Source organism: Sphingomonas sp. S2M10, assembly GCF_012650175.1.
GTDB lineage: Bacteria > Pseudomonadota > Alphaproteobacteria > Sphingomonadales > Sphingomonadaceae > Sphingomonas.
Genome location: NZ_JAAILI010000041.1, coordinates 1 through 13,606 on the forward strand (window position 1 = coordinate 1; position 13,606 = coordinate 13,606).

Here is a 13,606-nt window from a genome sequence, read left to right on the forward strand (position 1 = left end):
CGAGCGCGTGCTGAAGATCAACGGCCTCGCAACCATCAGCGAGGATGTCGTGGAAGCCGCCCGCAGCACCCTCGTCATCGGCGTCACCTAGTGCTGACATTCGTGACATTTACCGCTGAAAGCCACAGCTTTCGTTCATAAGCTGCCTGTCCGCTTCCCACCCGATTCCAGACAAACGGGCGATCGTCGCCCGAACCGTCGAATGAAGCGGCTGCCGTCTTGTGCTTTCGGTAAGGCCTTCCTGCGCGCAGTGATGTGCGTTGCGGCGCCCAGCAGTTTTGTTGCTCGCCCCGCCTTCGGAAGCCTAAGCTTCGGTCAGCAGCCGCGATCCCGGCGCGGCTTTCCTCTCCCAATGCCCATGGCAGGGTGCCTGCCGCCTGCAATGTCCTTCTCGGTCACCGCGTCACAGCGCCAGTGTCAGAAACCGGCTGTGGGGATCGTCCCGATAGTCGCCAAAGGGCGGGCAGGGGACGAAACCATGGCGGGTGTAGAGCCGGATCGCCGGCTCGAACGCCGGGGCGGTCCCCGTCTCCAGGCTCAGCCGCGCCAGCCCCCGCGCCCGGGCGGCGGACAGGATATGCGACAGCATCGCCGCCCCAACGCCCTTGCCGAGGTGTGCGGGCACCGTGCGCATCGACTTGATCTCGCCGTGCTCCGCATCGAGCTGCTTGAGCGCCCCCATGCCGAGCAGGGCATCGCCCTCCCAGGCGCTCCAGAAGGTCACGTCCGTCGCCCGCAGGCCTGAGAGATCGAGGAAGTGGCAGCTTTCGGCCGGCGAGTTGGCGAGCATGCCCGAGGCGTGCAGGCGCAGGAGGTCCTGCACCTGGACGTCGTCCAGCCCGCCTTCCCGGATCGCGATCACAGCGTGTCGATCATCCCGGCCAGCGTTTCGAGGCAGGCATGGGCGAGCAGCTTGCTGCGTATCGGCGACCAGCCGAACTCGGGATCGGCGTTCGCGTCATGGTCCTTGAACGGCATTTCCAGCGTCATCGACACCGCGCCGAAGCGCTCGGCGAGCTGGTTGGTCGACATGGCGAGGTTGGCCTTGCCCGGGGGCGACTTGTCGTAGCCGAGCTCGGTCTGGAAATCGGGGGTGTGCGCGGCGAGGCGCCGGCCGAATTCGTAGAATTTCTCGCCCAATTCGTCGGTCCAGCTCGGGATGCCTTCGAAGCCGGCGAGAAAGTTGGCGGGGATCGCCTCGTCGCCATGGACGTCCATCGCGAAATCCACGCCGGTTGCGTCCATGGCGTTGCGCACCGCCAGCACTTCCGGGCTGCGCTCGGGCGTCGGCGTGTGCCATTCGCGATTGAGGTTCACCCCCGCCGCATTGGTGCGCAGATGGCCGCGGCGCGAGCCGTCCGGGTTCATGTTGGGCACGCAGTGGAAGGTGGCCTTGCTGCGGAGCGCCTGCGCCACCGCATTGTCCTCATCGGTGAGGAACTCCAGCGCCCCTTCCATCCACCATTCGGCCATGCTCTCGCCCGGATGCTGGCGGGCATAGAGCCAGACCTGCTTGGGCCCCTCGCCCATGCTGAGGCAGTCGATCGGCTGGCCGTCCAGCGTCGTGCCCAGCTGGCGGTGGGTCACGCCGTCCTGCAGCGCGATGCGGCTGACCAGATCATGGTGCCGCTCCATCGAATAGGGCGCGAAATAGGCGAACCACGTGAGGTCCGTCTGGAAGTGGTGGGTGAAGCTGAGCACGCCGCCAGCATACTCCGTCTCGGTCATCCGCCACGATTCGCGGTCGGCCGACCAGCGCGCCTTGTAGCCGGGCCAGCCGAAGGGATAGGCCGAGCTGCCCGCATTGAGGATGCGGAAGGTCAGCGTCCGCCCCTTCGCGCCAGCGACGCGGAAGTGGAACCACTGGAAGAAGTCCGACTGGTGATCGAGGACGATCTCGCAGTCGACCCGGTCGCCTTCGATGGCGACCACGCGGATGTTGCCGCTGTCAAACGCGGCGCTGATCTGAATGCTCATTTCACCGTCGTAGTGATCCCGGACTCGCCGGGGAAGTCCTTGAACAGCGCGGCGGCGAGACGCTGCGCGGTGGCGGCAGGCTGGTTGTCCTTGATGCCGAGGCCGGTGGTCTCGGCGCGGCCTTCCCAGATCACGCTCTCACCGGCGCGGCGGCGCAACTGCACCCAGAGCTGCGAGACGAGAATCTCGTTCTGCTTGCGCTTGCCGACGCCGAACGAGACGCCGCCGCCCAGCCCCACACCACCGCCGAAGCTGCCGCCGCCCAGCCCGATCGAGACCGGCGAGCGCTCGCGCACCACGCCGCGCAAGGTGCGGGTGAAGGAAACCGAGGCGATGTAGCCGGCCGGCCGATCGCTGGTGGCGGCGACATAGCCCTGCTTGCTCAGCTCAGCCTGCACCGCATCGGCATAGGCGCGGAATTCGGGGGTGACGTCCATCGCGCCGGACATCGGCATGACGGTTACCGTGGTCCGCTCGAACGGCTCGTTCAAGTGATAGCGGGTGACGTCGACGGGCGGGCGGCCGCCGGTGGTGGTGCAGCCGGCGGCCAGCGCGGGCAGGGTGGCAAGCAGGGCAAGACGCAGATACGGATTCACGAACACGCACTCCTGTTTCGTGGGCGCAATGGATGTATCCTGCCGGCGCGGGCCGGGTCGAGCGGATTTCCTATGCCCATCGGCGGTGGAACGTTCGAACGCGGCGATCGGCTGCATCCGCCACGCGCGGCCTTGACTTCCTGCCCCCGCGCTTATAGGCGAGCCCCTCTTTCCGGCATTCCAGATAATTTGAGAAGCGAATCGGTCATGAAGATCGTGAATTCATTGAAGTCGCTCAAGGGGCGGCACCGCGACAACCGCGTGATCCGCCGCCGTGGCCGGATCTACGTGATCAACAAGACGCAGAAGCGTTTCAAGGCACGCCAGGGCTGATCGCCCCCGTGGGAACCGCGCCGCACGCCGTCATCTTCGACGTCGGCAACGTTCTTTTCCCTTGGGAACCGCGGCGCGTGTACGAGCGCCTGTTCGACAACGAGCAGGCGCTCGACGCGTTTCTGTCGCAGGTCGCCACCAAGGAATGGCATTTCCAGCATGACGCTGGCCGCCCCTTCGCCGAGACATCGGCGGAGCTGAGCGCGCTGTACCCGGAGCATGCCGACAAGATCGCGCTCTGGGGGCCGCGCTTTGCCGAGCAACTCGGGCCTGCCTTTCCGGACATGGTCGCGCTGATCGAGGAGCTCGATTCGGCGGGCGTGCCGCTGTACGCGATCACCAATTTTTCAGGCGAATTCTGGCGCGACTGGATGCCGGAGGTCGAGTGGCTGTTCGGGCGCTTCCGCGACATCGTCGTCTCGGGCGACGAGAAGCTGACCAAGCCCGATCCCGCCATTTACGCGCTCGCGCTGGAGCGATTCGGGCTGAAGGGGCCCGACGCGGTGTTCGTTGACGACCTGCCCGTGAACGTCGAGGCGGCGCGGAAGCAGGGCATTCACGGCGTGGTGTTCACCGGCGCCGAGCCTTTCCGTGCCGAGCTGGTGCGACTGGGTGTCCTCGCCGGCTGAGGCCGGATGCCTCCTTCCCCTCCATGATATGGGTCTTGCCGTCCATGCGCGGCGGTGGTGCGCGTGCATCGCCCCAGGGCTGCACGGGCCTGGCGCGGTGCTGCGATTGCAGGTTCGAAGCGCACCGATCGTCTGCCGCCGTCGGGAGCAGGCCATCTGCGAATCGCCGCTGGATACGCGAGCCGTTCGCCCCGCGCCCCATCGCCGCTTCCCTGGCACCAGAAACTTCCTTTCGGGGACTGGCTGTTAACTTCTGGCGGTTACACGCTGGCGAGTAGCTACGAGGTTTCATGTTCGCGATCGCCTATTGCATCACCGGAGAGCACGATCTGCGCCTGGTCGCGCTTGCCGCCGGCATGTGCGTGCTCACCACGTTGACCGCGGTTCTCATGCTCCGCCAGGCCATCCGCGCGCCGCGCGCCGTATTTGGCTGGAAGGCGGGCGGGGCGCTGGCGACCGCCTTCGGAATCTGGGCGACGCACTTCATCGCCATGCTCGGCTATGATCCGGGTTTTCAGTTCGGCTTCTCGATCGCGCTCTCGGCGGCATCGCTGGGAGTTGTCGCCGCAGCGATGCTGGCTGCCTTCCTGATCGTCCGGACAGCGGCAGGCACGCGCCAAATCGCCGCGGCCAGCCTGATCGCCGTCGGCGGTATCGCGGCGATGCACTATATGGGGATGGCCGCGATCGACATGCCGGCGCGGATCCGCTGGGACTGGGGCTATGTGACGCTGTCGGTCCTGGCCGGCCTGGTGCCCTTTTCGGCGGGCCTGCTCCTCACCGTCCGCGGCCGGTCGGTCCGCTCGGGGGTGGGCGCCGCGCTGCTGATGACCCTCGCGGTGGTCAGCCTGCACTTCACCGGCATGACCGCCATCCGCCTGATCCCCTGGGCGCGCGAGCCGGGGGGCGCCAATCTCTCGCCGCACATGATGTCGATCGTGCTGTCGATCATCACGGTGTTGCTGCTTGCCATCTGCCTCGGCAGCTGGTCCATCGCCCGGCGCGCACGCGCCGCCATCGCTGCCAGCGAGCGGCAGTTCAGCATCCTGGCGAAGGGCATCTCCGATTGTGCGCTGTACATGCTCGACGTGGAGGGGCGGGTCGCCAACTGGAACACGGGCGCGGCGCGGCTGAAAGGCTATCACGCGGACGAGGTGGTCGGCAGCCACCTTTCGCGCTTCTACACGCCGGAGGACCAGGCGGCGGGCGCGGCCCATGCGGCGCTGGCCACCGCGATGCGGACGGGCAAGTTTACCGGGGAAGGCTGGCGGGTCCGCAAGGACGGATCACGCTTCTGGGCGCATGTGACGATCGAGCAGATCCGCGACGAGGAGGGCCGCGCGCTCGGCTTCGCGAAGATCACCCGCGACATGACGCGGTTCAAGCTCGATCAGGATCGCATCGCCGAGGCGCACCGCCATCTCGATGCCGCCCTGGAAAACATGCACCAGGGGCTGTGTCTGTTCGATGCGGACGAGCGGCTGCTGCTGCGCAACGAGCGATTCCTGAAGCTGTGGGGGCTCGCACCAGGCAGCTGCGCCCCGGGCGCGACGCTGACCGATGTGGTGCGGCAGGCGCTGGCGGCACGCACCGGCGGCGCGGTGCAGGACGCGCGAGTCGACGAGGCGCGCGGCCGAATCCTGGCGGCGCTGGAGGACGGCGCCGACCCGACGATCGTGGTCGAATATGATGCCGGGTTCGTGCTGTCCGTCGACAGCCGCCGCCTGCCCCAGGGGGGATGGGTGACGACGATCGAGGATATCAGCGAACGTCGCCGCTCCGAGGCGCGAATCGCGCACATGGCGCTGCACGATGCGCTGACCGGGCTGCCCAATCGCATGCAGTTCCATGGCTGGCTCGATACCGAACTGGGCCGTGCCGACGGCGCGCAAACGAAGGTGGCGGTAGTCGCGATCGATCTCGATCGGTTCAAGGAGATCAACGATTCGCTCGGCCATGCCGAGGGGGATCGCGTGCTGCGCGAGATCGGTGTCGCGCTGGCGGCAACGTTGCAGGATGGCGAGATTGCCGCGCGCGTGGGCGGCGACGAGTTCGCGGTCGCCAAGCGCTACGAGCATCCGGCCGAGTTGGAGCCCTTCGTCGCGCGGCTGGAGGCGGTGGTGTTCGGCGGCTTCGCGGCGCATGGTTCGCTGTCCGTCGGGGCGAGCATCGGCGTCGCCCTCTACCCCGACGACGCGCCGGACCGCGAGGCGCTGCTCAACAATGCCGATCTGGCGATGTACCGCGCCAAGGCCGATTTCGCGGAGCGGATCTGCTACTACGAACAGGGCATGGACGAGCAGGCGCGGCACCGCCGCGTGATCGCCAACGATCTGCGGCACGCCGCCGTGCGGAACGAGCTCCGTCTGCTGTACCAGCCCCAGCGCTCGCTGGTGACGGACCAGCTGGTCGGCTATGAGGCGCTGCTGCGCTGGGCACATCCGCGGCTGGGCAACATTCCGCCGATGGACTTCATTCCGATCGCCGAGGAGACCGGCGAGATCATCCGTCTGGGCGAATGGGTGCTGCGGACGGCGTGTGCGGAGGCGGCGGGGTGGGAGTCGGGGCAGAATGTCGCGGTGAACCTGTCGCCGGTGCAACTGCTCAAGCCTGACCTGCCGGAGATGATCACCGGCATCCTCGTCGAGACGGGGCTGGCACCGACGCGGCTGGAACTGGAGATCACCGAAACCGCGCTGATCGCCGACAAGACCCGCGCGCTGCACAGTCTGCGGCGGATCAAGGCGCTGGGCGTGCGGGTGGCGATGGACGATTTCGGCACCGGTTATTCCTCGCTCGACACGCTCCATTCCTTCCCGTTCGACAAGATCAAGATCGACAAGTCATTCCTCGCGGACTCGGAATATAGCGAGCAATCCCGCGCGATCATCCGCGCGATCCTCGCGCTGGGGCGCAGCCTGTCGATCCCGGTGCTGGCCGAGGGGCTGGAAACCGATGCCCAGCGCCAGCTGCTCGTACGCGAGGGCTGCGAGGAAGCGCAGGGCTACCTGTTCGGCAAGCCGGCGCTGATGCAGGGAAGCGCAGCGCTCGTCCGGGCGGCGTCCTGACGCGCGGCGGGTCGCGTCAGTCGCGCGACCAGCGGGCGAAAATCGCCGTGGGCAATGCAAGACCGCGCGCTTCCTCGCGCACGGTCAGTTCGCCCGCCTCGACCAAGCCGCCCCTGTCCGCCATCGCCTGGCGGACCAGTTCGCCGATCGCCAGCGCCGACATCCGCACCGCGTAGACGGTGAGGAACAGGAAGCGCGAATCCTCGTCGAGCAGCTTCGCCACGTCGTCGATCAGGCCGGGCAGGCCTTCCTCCAGCTTCCACACCTCGCCATTGGGCCCGCGGCCCCATTTCGGCGGATCGAGGATGATGCCGTCATAGCGCCGTCCCCGGCGCACTTCGCGCGCGGTGAATTTCATTGCGTCGTCGATCATCCAGCGGACCGGCTTGTCGGCCATGCCCGAGAGCTGGGCATTGGCCTTGCCTTCCATCACCGACTTCTTGGACGCATCGACATGCGTCACCTTGGCGCCCGCCGCCGCCAGCGCCAGCGAGCCGACCCCGGTATAGCCGAACAGGTTCATGCACTCAGCGCTGTCCATCCCGTCGATGCGGCCGCGCATCCAGTCCCATACCGGCGCCATGTCCGGGAAAAAGCCGAGATGGCGGAAGGGCGTGGTCTGGGCGGTGAAGCGCACCTCGCGCCATGCCAGCGGCCAACCCTCGCGTGGGGTAGGCTTCAGATAGTCCCAGCGGCCGCCGCCCTCCTCGTCGGAGCCGGGGACGAACTCGGCATGTGCGTCCCAGTCGGCCGAGGACGGCGCCCACAGCGCCTGGGGCTCGGGGCGGATGAAGCGGTACGCGCCGTAGCGCTCCAGCTTCCGCCCATGGCCCGAATCGATCAACCCATAGTCCGCCCAGGGTTCGCCGGTGAGCGTGACGAGCTTCATGGGCGGGCGTGGGCCCGCTCGGCGATATAGCCGGTGATGGCGCCAAACTCGGCGGGCAGGGTGTCGTAGCGCTCCTGGCGATCGAACAGGTCGCCAATGCGGTTCGGCACGGCGGGGCGCATGCCGGTCGCGCGCTCGACCGCGTCGCGGAATTTGGCGGGGTGGGCGGTGGCGAGCGTCACCACCGGCACGTCCGACGCGAGACCCGCGCGCTGCGCGGCGGCGAGGCCGATCGCGGTGTGCGGGTCGATCACCTGCGCGGCCTCGGCACAGGCCCAGCGCATCGCCTCGTTCATGCCGTCGGCATCAATGGCGTCGCTGGTGAACAGCTTCGAAGCGCCTTCACGCTGGGCATTGGTGAGCTGCATCGCCTTGGTTGCCTCGAAGCCGCGCATCTGGTCCGCGATCGGTGCCCCGGCGAGATCCGCCAGCAGCCGCTCGAAGTTCGAGCTGACCTGGATGTCCATCGACGGTGCGGCGGTGGGGGTGACGGTGCCGGCCGAATAGTCGCCGGCCGACAAAGCACGGTGGAGGATGTCGTTGACGTTGGTCGCCACCACCAGCTTGGCCACCGGCAGCCCCATGCGCGCGGCGACATAGCCGGCGAAGACGTCGCCGAAATTGCCGGTCGGCACCGAGAAGGCAACCGGCCGCTCGGGCGCGCCGAGGCGGACGGCGGCGTAGAAATAATAGACCACCTGCGCCATCAGCCGGGCCCAGTTGATCGAGTTGACCGCGCTCAGCTGGAAGCGGCCCGAGAAGTCGCGATCGTTGAACATCGCCTTCACCAGTGCCTGGGCATCGTCGAAGCTGCCGTCGATCGCGATGTTGTGGACGTTGGGCGCGAGCACCGTGGTCATCTGCCGGCGCTGGACGTCCGACACGCGGCCCTGCGGGTGCAGCATGAAGATGTCGACACCGATGCGCCCCGCCACCGCGTCGATCGCGGCGCTGCCGGTATCGCCCGAGGTCGCGCCGACGATGGTGAGATGATGGTTGGTGCCCGCGAGAAACTTCTCGAACAGCAGCCCGAGCAGCTGCAGCGCCACGTCCTTGAAGGCGAGGGTGGGGCCGTGGAACAGCTCGAGCAGCCAGTGCTGCCGGTCGATCTGGACCAGCGGGGTCACCGCCGCGTGCGAGAAGCGGGCATAGGCCTGGGTGCAGAGCTGGCGGAGCTCGTCCTCGCTGAGGTCCGGCGTAACGAAGGGCAGCATGACGCGCACCGCCGTCTCGACATAGGAGAGGCCGCGCATCGCGGCGATGTCCTCGGCCGAGAAGCGCGGCCATTCGGTCGGGACGTAGAGGCCGCCGTCGCTGGCCAGGCCGGTGAGGGTGACGTCGCGAAAGCCCAGCAAGGGCGCGGCGCCGCGGGTGCTGTGATACTGCATGGCAGACCGCGTTACCCGCCGGCAACGATCGGGACAAGATAGCTGTCCTTGGGGGCGGCTTGCCACCGTCCGTGCATCGGGGTGTTCCGTGTGGAACCCGGCCTGCGTATAGGCGCGTTCCGCAACCATTCGCGATGGAGAGAGATGATGCCCTATCCCCAGCCCTGGCATGCCGATGCCGATCGTTATGACGGCCGCATGCCCTATCGCCGCTGTGGGCTTAGCGGGCTCGACCTGCCGGCGATCAGCCTCGGGCTATGGCAGAATTTCGGCGGCACCGACGTGTTCGAAAATGCCCGCGCTATGCTGCGCCGGGCCTTCGATCGCGGCGTGACGCATTTCGATCTCGCGAACAATTACGGCCCGCCCTATGGCTCGGCCGAGGAGAATTTCGGCCGCGTGCTGGCGACCGACTTCGCGAGCCACCGCGACGAGCTGATCATCTCCTCCAAGGCGGGCTGGGACATGTGGCCCGGGCCGTATGGCGATGTCGGCGGCAGCAAGAAATATCTGATCGCCTCGTGCGACCAGAGCCTCAAGCGGATGGGGCTCGACTATGTCGACATCTTCTATTCGCACCGCGTCGACCCCAAGACGCCGCTGGAGGAGACGATGGGCGCGCTCGCCCAGATCCACCGCCAGGGCAAGGCGCTCTATGTCGGCATCTCCAGCTATTCGCCCGAGCTGACGCGGAAGGCCGCGGCGATCCTCGCCGACTACAAGGTGCCGCTGCTGATCCACCAGCCGAGCTATTCGATGCTCAACCGCTGGATCGAGGAGGGCCTGCTCGACACGCTGGCGGACCTCGGCACCGGCTGCATCGCCTTCTCGCCGCTGGCGCAGGGGATGCTGACGCGCAAGTACCTCAACGGCGTGCCCGAGGATGCGCGCGCGGCGAAGGGCGGTTCGCTCAACACCGCACTGCTTTCGGACGAGAATATCGCCCGGATTCGCGCGCTCAACGCGATCGCCGAGAAGCGCGGGCAGACGCTGGCGCAGATGGCGATCGCCTGGGTGCTGCGCGATCCCCGCGTCACCTCGGCGCTGATCGGCGCGCGCACGGTGCAGCAGCTCGACGACTCGCTCGACGCGGTGAAGAATCTCGACTTCACCGCCGATGAGCTGGCCGAGATCGACACCCATGCAACCGAAGGCGCGATCGATCTTTGGAAGGTATCGTCCACGCTTGAGGAATTGCCGCAACGATGAGCGTCGCCTTCCGTCGCGAGAGCGATGAAGAACATAAGGAACCGAAGTTCGAGCTGCCGCTGCCGGCCGGGCCCAACCTGGTCACGGCGGCGGGGCCTGCGCTGATCGCGAGCAAGGTCGCCGCGCTGGAGGCGGCGATCGAGGCCGAGGGCGAGGACGAGGCCCGGGAGGTGCTGAAGCGCGAGCTCCGCTACTGGAACACCCGCGCCGCCACCGCGCAGGTCGCGCCGCGACCCGAGGACGGCGTGGCGGGGATCGGTGCGCGGGTGCGGATCCGGCTGAACGGGCGCGAGCGGGTGATCGAGATCGTCGGGCATGACGAGGCCGATCCGGCGGCCGATCGGCTGGCCTTCCAGGCGCCGCTGGCGCACGCGCTGCTGGGGGCGGAGGAAGGCGAGCGGGTGGATTTCGGCGGCAAGCCGGAAGCGATCGAAGTGCTGGCGGTGGAGGCGATCTAGGCGCCTTCGCCCTCACCCTCCCCACCGCCTTCGGCGGCGGGTCCCCTCCCTCTCCCAAAGGGAGAGGGCGCTTTATCCCTCTCCCTTTGGGAGAGGGAGGGAGGCGCGAAGCGCCGGAAGGGTGAGGGTGATGGCGGGAGTTACCCCTCCAGCTTCGCCAGATCGAACGCGATCACCTCTTGCCGCTGGGTGCCGAGGCCCGTGATCCCCAGCTCCATCACATCGCCGGGCTTGAGGAAGATCTTGTCTGGCTTCTGGCCCTCGCCGACGCCCGGGGGCGTGCCGGTGATCAGCAGGTCGCCGGGGTGGAGCGTGATGAAGCGGCTCATGTACGCGATGCATTCCGCCACCGGGAAGATCATCGTCGACGTGTTGCCGGTCTGCATCCGCTTGCCGTTGAGGTCGAGATACATGTCGAGCGCCTGGCAGTCCGCCACCTCGTCCGGCGTGACCAGCCACGGGCCGACGGGTCCGAAGGTGTCGCAGCCCTTGCCCTTGTCCCACTGGCTGCCGAGCTCCTTCTGGAAGGCGCGTTCGGACACGTCGTTGGCGAGGACGAAGCCCGCGACATGATCGAGCGCGTCGGCCTGCGCGACATGGCGGCAGGTCTTGCCGATGATCACGCCCAGCTCGACTTCCCAGTCGCTCTTCTGCGAGCCCTTGGGGATCATCACCGGATCGTTCGGGCCGGTGAGGCACGAGATCGCCTTGGTGAAGAAGATCGGCTCGGGCGGCGGCTCGAGGCCGGCTTCGCGGGCATGGTCGGCATAGTTGAGGCCGATGGCGAGGAACTTGCCGATGTTGGCCACCGGTACGCCGAGTCGGACATCGCCTTCGACCAGCGGCAGCGTGGCGGGATCGATCGTGCGGATCCGCTCGATCACGTCCACGGTCAGGTCGGGCACCAGGCCGGTCAGGTCGCGGATGCGGCCTTCGGCATCCAGGATGCCGGGCTTTTCGCCCCCGCGCGGGCCGTAGCGAAGCAACTTCATGCAAGCGTCCTCATTCAGGAAAGACAGACGATTGCGCAGTAGCGCGCATGCCCGGCTTGCCAAAGCGGGATTTGCCGATTTGTCGGATTATTGGAGGCCCGGCCGGGGCGAGCGGAAAGCGCGCGTGGGGCTCGCATCACGCAGACTCACACCCGTCATCCCGGCGGAAGCCGGGCTCCAGACGCCACCAGGCCGCAGCGAGAGACGCAACGGCGACCCCGATGGACCCGGCTTTCGCCGGAGTGACGGCTAGGGGCGGGTGCCCCTATGCGTTCAGCTCACGCGGCGGAGGTGCTTGCCGCCATAACGCTGGCCCAGATAGTCGGCGAGGCGCTGGACATAGTTGCGCGCGTTCGCCGCCTTGTCCGGGCAGCAGGGCAGGGGGTTCTTGCTGACGCCGGCGGCGCGGCGCTCGACCTTCTGGCAGAGCAGCTCGAGGTCTTGGCGCGAGAGCAGGTTCTTTTCCCGCATCACGCACAACAGGCCCTCGAGGATGATCATGCTCTCATCGGCTGCCTGCGCGGGCAGGGCGGGCAGGGGCCGGTCTTGTTCCGGCCGGGTTTCGTTCAACGACACGACACCTCTCCTTCACCTTATAGGATCTGGAGAGTATGCCGATTTTTGCAGCTGGCAAGCGCCTAGTCGAGCCCGCCGCCTAAGGTTCTATACAGGGTCACCAGATTGCTCGCGCGGGTGAGCCGGGTGGTGACCAGGCTCTGTTCGGCGGCATAGGCGCTGCGCTGCGAATCGAGCACGGTCAGGAAGGAATCCACCCCCGCCCGGTAGCGTGCGTCGGACAGCTTGGCGGCGACTTCCGCCGCATTGGCGCGGGCACTCTGGGCGCGCAGCTGCTCGTCGATCGTGCCGCGCTGGGCGAGCGCATCGGCGACCTCGCGAAACGCGGTCTGGATCGTGCGCTGATAGGTCGCCACCGCCGCGTCGCGCGAGGCCTTGGAATATTCCAGATTCGCCTGGTTCTTGCCGAAGTTGAAGATGTTCAGCGAGGCCGTGGGCGAGACGACATAGGTATCGGTGTTCGATCCGAACAGCTTGCCGATCGTGGACGCGATCGAGCCCACCGTCGCGGTGAGCGACAGGCTCGGGAAGAAGGCCGCGCGCGCCGCACCGATATTTGCGTTCTGCGCGATCAGCTGGTGCTCGGCCTGCAGCACGTCCGGCCGGCGCAGCAGCACTTCGGAGGGCACGTTGCCCGGCAGCGCGTCGATCGTCGCCTTGGCGTCGCCGAGCGACTCGGGCAGCAGCTCGGGCGCGACGGTGGCGCCGGTGAGCAGCTGGAGCGCATTGATGTCCTGCGCGATCCGCGTCTGCGCGGTCGCGACGTCGTTGCGGGCGGATTCGTAGGTGGTTTCGGCCTGGCGCGACTCGAGTTCCGACGCCACGCCGATGCGGAACTGCGCGCGGGTCAGCTCGAGCGATTGCTGGAACGCCTTGAGCGTGTTCTGCGCGATGGCGAGCTGTTCGCGGTCTGAAGCAAGCGTGAGCCAGGCGCTGGCGATCTCGCCGATCAGCGAGACGCGCGTGGCGCGCTGCGCCTCGCTGCTGGCGAAATACTGCTCCTGCGCGGCGCGGCTGAGGTTGCGCACCCGGCCGAACAGATCGACCTCATAGGAGGTGATGCCCGCAGTCACGCTGAAGTTCTGCACGTCCTGCACGCCGACGCCGCCCAGCGCGCCGCCGGCACTCGCCGCGAACTGCGCGGTGTTGGTGTAGTTGCCGGTGCCGCTGACGCCGATCGCCGGGAACAGATCCGCCCGCTGCGCCCGGTACTGCGCGCGCGCCTGCAGCACATTGGCGGCGGCGAGGCGCAGGTCCTGGTTGTTGTCCAGGCCCAGCTGGATCACCTGGCGCAGGCGATCGTCGACGAAAAAGTCGCGCCAGCCGATCCTGCTGATGTCCGGCGCGTCGGTGGCGGCGGCCGGATAGACGCCGCCCTGGGGCAGCGCCGGCAGCGCCGGTTCGGGCCGGGCATATTTCGGCGCCAGGTTGCACGCCGAGAGCGCGGTGCTCGCGGCCAGCGCGAGGAACAGGGAGAAGCGATTGGTCACG

13 protein-coding genes are annotated in these 13,606 nt (G+C 67.6%); 5 read left to right on the forward strand and 8 right to left on the reverse strand.

The window, feature by feature from the left end; all coding sequences use genetic code 11:
* Positions 1 to 403: 403 nt before the first annotated feature.
* From S2M10_RS09705 to S2M10_RS09715, 3 genes are read right to left on the reverse strand one after another with little or no spacing between them, the layout of a single operon-like run.
* A complete protein-coding gene (locus tag S2M10_RS09705) occupies positions 404 to 862 on the reverse strand; it encodes a GNAT family N-acetyltransferase (protein WP_168845866.1) in 459 nt (152 codons plus the stop codon).
* Positions 859 to 1,977: a M14-type cytosolic carboxypeptidase gene (locus S2M10_RS09710; RefSeq protein ID WP_168845867.1), complete on the reverse strand. Its 1,119-nt coding sequence runs from the start codon at positions 1,975 to 1,977 to the stop codon at positions 859 to 861. Before S2M10_RS09710 ends, S2M10_RS09705 begins: the two co-directional genes overlap by 4 nt.
* On the reverse strand, positions 1,974 to 2,573 hold the full coding sequence (locus tag S2M10_RS09715) for a DUF4136 domain-containing protein (RefSeq protein WP_348770567.1): 600 nt from the start codon (positions 2,571 to 2,573) through the stop codon (positions 1,974 to 1,976). The genes S2M10_RS09710 and S2M10_RS09715 overlap by 4 nt, the downstream gene beginning before the upstream one ends.
* Before the next feature lie 207 nt (positions 2,574 to 2,780).
* Here S2M10_RS09715 and ykgO point away from each other — a divergent pair, with 207 nt between their 5' ends.
* The 3 genes from ykgO to S2M10_RS09730 all read left to right on the forward strand — a co-directional run bounded on the left by ykgO (position 2,781) and on the right by S2M10_RS09730 (position 6,603).
* Positions 2,781 to 2,906 (forward strand): type B 50S ribosomal protein L36, encoded by a 126-nt coding sequence (gene ykgO, locus S2M10_RS09720; RefSeq protein ID WP_010543750.1) that lies wholly within the window; start codon positions 2,781 to 2,783, stop codon positions 2,904 to 2,906.
* Positions 2,907 to 2,914: 8 nt separating this feature from the next.
* A complete protein-coding gene (locus tag S2M10_RS09725; RefSeq protein ID WP_168845869.1) occupies positions 2,915 to 3,535 on the forward strand; it encodes an HAD family phosphatase in 621 nt (206 codons plus the stop codon).
* A gap of 290 nt (positions 3,536 to 3,825) precedes the next feature.
* Positions 3,826 to 6,603: an EAL domain-containing protein gene (locus S2M10_RS09730; protein WP_168845870.1), complete on the forward strand. Its 2,778-nt coding sequence runs from the start codon at positions 3,826 to 3,828 to the stop codon at positions 6,601 to 6,603.
* A 16-nt stretch (positions 6,604 to 6,619) separates the two neighbouring features.
* On the opposite strand, the gene S2M10_RS09735 is transcribed toward S2M10_RS09730, so the two are convergent.
* Together S2M10_RS09735 and thrC are read right to left on the reverse strand one after the other, a co-directional pair.
* Positions 6,620 to 7,492, reverse strand: coding sequence for a class I SAM-dependent methyltransferase (locus S2M10_RS09735; RefSeq protein WP_168845871.1), 873 nt, complete (start codon positions 7,490 to 7,492; stop codon positions 6,620 to 6,622).
* Complete coding sequence (gene thrC / locus S2M10_RS09740) at positions 7,489 to 8,880, reverse strand: threonine synthase (protein WP_168845872.1); 1,392 nt, start codon at positions 8,878 to 8,880, stop codon at positions 7,489 to 7,491. The genes S2M10_RS09735 and thrC overlap by 4 nt, the downstream gene beginning before the upstream one ends.
* Positions 8,881 to 9,027: 147 nt before the next feature.
* On the opposite strand from thrC, the gene mgrA reads away from it, so the two are divergent.
* Positions 9,028 to 10,089 (forward strand): L-glyceraldehyde 3-phosphate reductase, encoded by a 1,062-nt coding sequence (gene mgrA / locus S2M10_RS09745; RefSeq protein ID WP_168845873.1) that lies wholly within the window; start codon positions 9,028 to 9,030, stop codon positions 10,087 to 10,089.
* Complete coding sequence (locus S2M10_RS09750) at positions 10,086 to 10,547, forward strand: GreA/GreB family elongation factor (protein ID WP_168845874.1); 462 nt, start codon at positions 10,086 to 10,088, stop codon at positions 10,545 to 10,547. The genes mgrA and S2M10_RS09750 overlap by 4 nt, the downstream gene beginning before the upstream one ends.
* A 140-nt stretch (positions 10,548 to 10,687) precedes the next feature.
* On the opposite strand, the gene S2M10_RS09755 is transcribed toward S2M10_RS09750, so the two are convergent.
* From S2M10_RS09755 to S2M10_RS09765, 3 genes are all read right to left on the reverse strand, one after another.
* Positions 10,688 to 11,539: a fumarylacetoacetate hydrolase family protein gene (locus S2M10_RS09755; RefSeq protein WP_168845875.1), complete on the reverse strand. Its 852-nt coding sequence runs from the start codon at positions 11,537 to 11,539 to the stop codon at positions 10,688 to 10,690.
* 273 nt (positions 11,540 to 11,812) lie between these two features.
* Positions 11,813 to 12,115 (reverse strand): hypothetical protein, encoded by a 303-nt coding sequence (locus S2M10_RS09760; protein ID WP_348770568.1) that lies wholly within the window; start codon positions 12,113 to 12,115, stop codon positions 11,813 to 11,815.
* Positions 12,116 to 12,177: 62 nt separating this feature from the next.
* The gene (locus S2M10_RS09765; protein ID WP_168845876.1) at positions 12,178 to 13,605 is read right to left on the reverse strand and encodes an efflux transporter outer membrane subunit; all 1,428 of its coding nucleotides are present in this window, start codon (positions 13,603 to 13,605) and stop codon (positions 12,178 to 12,180) included.
* Position 13,606: the final 1 nt, after the last annotated feature.

Excerpts from the sequence above, each read along its gene's own strand:
- S2M10_RS09710 (WP_168845867.1), bottom strand. The coding sequence starts at position 1,977 with ATGAGCATTCAGATCAGCGCCGCGTTTGACAGCGGCAACATCCGCGTG.
- ykgO (WP_010543750.1), top strand. The coding sequence starts at position 2,781 with ATGAAGATCGTGAATTCATTGAAGTCGCTCAAGGGGCGGCACCGCGAC.
- S2M10_RS09730 (WP_168845870.1), top strand. The coding sequence starts at position 3,826 with ATGTTCGCGATCGCCTATTGCATCACCGGAGAGCACGATCTGCGCCTG.
- S2M10_RS09735 (WP_168845871.1), bottom strand. The coding sequence starts at position 7,492 with ATGAAGCTCGTCACGCTCACCGGCGAACCCTGGGCGGACTATGGGTTG.
- thrC (WP_168845872.1), bottom strand. The coding sequence starts at position 8,880 with ATGCAGTATCACAGCACCCGCGGCGCCGCGCCCTTGCTGGGCTTTCGC.
- mgrA (WP_168845873.1), top strand. The coding sequence starts at position 9,028 with ATGCCCTATCCCCAGCCCTGGCATGCCGATGCCGATCGTTATGACGGC.
- S2M10_RS09750 (WP_168845874.1), top strand. The coding sequence starts at position 10,086 with ATGAGCGTCGCCTTCCGTCGCGAGAGCGATGAAGAACATAAGGAACCG.
- S2M10_RS09755 (WP_168845875.1), bottom strand. The coding sequence starts at position 11,539 with ATGAAGTTGCTTCGCTACGGCCCGCGCGGGGGCGAAAAGCCCGGCATC.